The 2,255-nt window shown below is 44.3% G+C and carries 2 protein-coding genes; both read right to left on the bottom strand.

What is annotated here, in order from left to right; genetic code table 11:
* Nucleotides 1-97 precede the first annotated feature (97 nt).
* Nucleotides 98-619, bottom strand: a complete 522-nt coding sequence (ruvC, locus tag B9J84_RS14215; RefSeq protein WP_013856565.1) for a crossover junction endodeoxyribonuclease RuvC — start codon at nucleotides 617-619, stop codon at nucleotides 98-100.
* A gap of 81 nt (nucleotides 620-700) precedes the next feature.
* Nucleotides 701-2,083, bottom strand: coding sequence for a cysteine--tRNA ligase (gene cysS / locus B9J84_RS14220; protein ID WP_094124411.1), 1,383 nt, complete (start codon nucleotides 2,081-2,083; stop codon nucleotides 701-703).
* Nucleotides 2,084-2,255 lie beyond the last annotated feature (172 nt).

Consider the following 2,255-nt stretch of genomic DNA (forward strand, 5'->3'; position numbering starts at 1 on the left):
AAATTCCTTAGAGAAATGAGGTTATTTGACTCGGATGATAATAAATAACTGGATGTATAGCCAGTAGAAAAATACCACCTCGCTCGAGATCGGTTTTTCAGCGATATCGGCCTTTTTTAGCACTGCTTGCCCGCCCAGCTAACGCAATCAAGGTTTTATTGGTATTCGCATGACAAATTGCCACACCCAGAGCATCAGCGGCATCCGCTTGTGGCTTAGCCGATAATTTGAGCATTTGCTGGACCATATGTTGCACCTGCGCTTTATCAGCACTACCCGTACCAACTACAGATTGTTTAACCAGTCGAGCGGCATATTCATAGACTGGAAGATCCGCATTCACCGCCGCCACAATAGCACTGCCCCTTGCTTGCCCGAGTTTGAGTGCTGAGTCCGCATTCTTTGCCATAAATACTTGCTCGATGGCAAAAACATCAGGCTGAAACTGTGTGATGATTTCCGTCACGCCAGCGTAAATTTGCTTGAGCCGCCCAGGTAACTCTTTTTCGGATGTACGAATACATCCACTACCAAGATAGTACAAATATCGTCCATGCTGCCTGATCACACCATAACCTGTGATTCGCGAGCCGGGATCTATACCTAAAATAATTGACATGAAAACCTTAATCGTGGACGAAAAACAAAATGGGCTTAACCAATAAAGTTCAAGCCCATCATCGACAAGTTAACTGCCTGATTATTTACGACGCCAAGTAGTCCCACTTGGGCCATCTTCTAAAATGATGCCGAGTTCGTTCAACTTATCGCGTGCCACGTCAGCATTAGCCCAATCTTTTGCTGCACGTGAGTCATTACGCAGTTTGATCAAAGCTTCAATCTCAGCCACTTGTTCGTCGCCATTAGTGTCCCCTTTAAGAAACGCTTCTGGATCTTGATGCAAAATGCCAATCACATCGGCAAGCTCACGCATAAGTGCGCCAAGAGCGCTGGCTTGCTGAAGATTTTCTGTCTTCAACTTGTTGATATCACGTGCCATATCAAACAATACGGAATAAGCCTCTGGCGTATTAAAGTCATCATTCATCGCTATCGTAAAGCGACTGACATACTCTTCACCGCCCGCAACTGCTACGGTTAAATCCAACCCTCTCAACGCTGTGTATAGACGCTCTAGCGAGGCTCGCGCTTGTTTTAGGTTATCTTCGCTGTAATTTAATTGGCTACGATAATGGCCCGACATCAAGAAATAGCGCACCGTTTCCGCATCATAGTGAGCAAGTACATCGCGGATTGTGAAAAAATTCCCTAATGATTTAGACATTTTTTCTCTATCCACCATCACCATGCCACTGTGCATCCATGTGTTCACATAGGGAGTGTCATGTGCGCAGCATGACTGAGCAATTTCATTTTCATGGTGAGGAAACTGCAAATCAGAGCCTCCACCATGAATATCAAAGTGGTTACCCAAAATCGCTGAATTCATCGCCGAACATTCGATGTGCCAGCCTGGGCGTCCTTCTCCCCATGGGGATTCCCAAGTGGGTTCGCCCGGCTTCGACATTTTCCACAACACAAAATCAAGTGGGCTACGCTTAGCAAGATCAACATCAACACGAGCGCCCGCTTGAAGCTGATCGAGATCTTGTTTGGATAACTTGCCGTATTCGTCAAATTTGCTGACTTCAAACATCACATCACCATTAGAAGCAACGTAAGCAAAACCGCGTTCAATCAGTCGTTGCACCAAGCCTATGATTTCTTGGATATAAGCGGTTGCACGAGGCTCGACATCTGGACGTTTCATATTCAATGCATCGAAATCTGCATGCATGTCTGCGATTAAGCGCTCGGTTAGCGAATCGCAAGATTCACCATTTTCTGCAGCACGTTTAATGATTTTGTCATCAATATCAGTGATGTTACGCACAAATGTAAGGTCATAGCCTAAGTAGCGCAAGTAGCGAGAAATCACATCAAAAGAAACGAAGGTGCGACCATGGCCAATATGACAGAGATCATAAATGGTGACTCCACAGACATACATCCCCACTTTGTTGGCATGAATTGGTTTGAATTCTTCTTTTTGTCTAGTGATTGAGTTATATATTTTCAGCATGATCTCTATCTAATAACTGTTTGAACTAAAATGGCTTCACAGTATAACAACTCTAGCCTAGCTTGGTCATCCTTATTCTCTCGCAATAATACGGCCCCTAAAGACATTTGTTGATTTGAATGTGTCCAAAGTTCAGTTAAAATCCGGGCCTCAACGAAAAATAGATAAAGGT

The organism is Vibrio sp. V03_P4A6T147 (assembly GCF_002241085.1).
Taxonomy (GTDB): Bacteria; Pseudomonadota; Gammaproteobacteria; order Enterobacterales; family Vibrionaceae; genus Vibrio; species Vibrio anguillarum.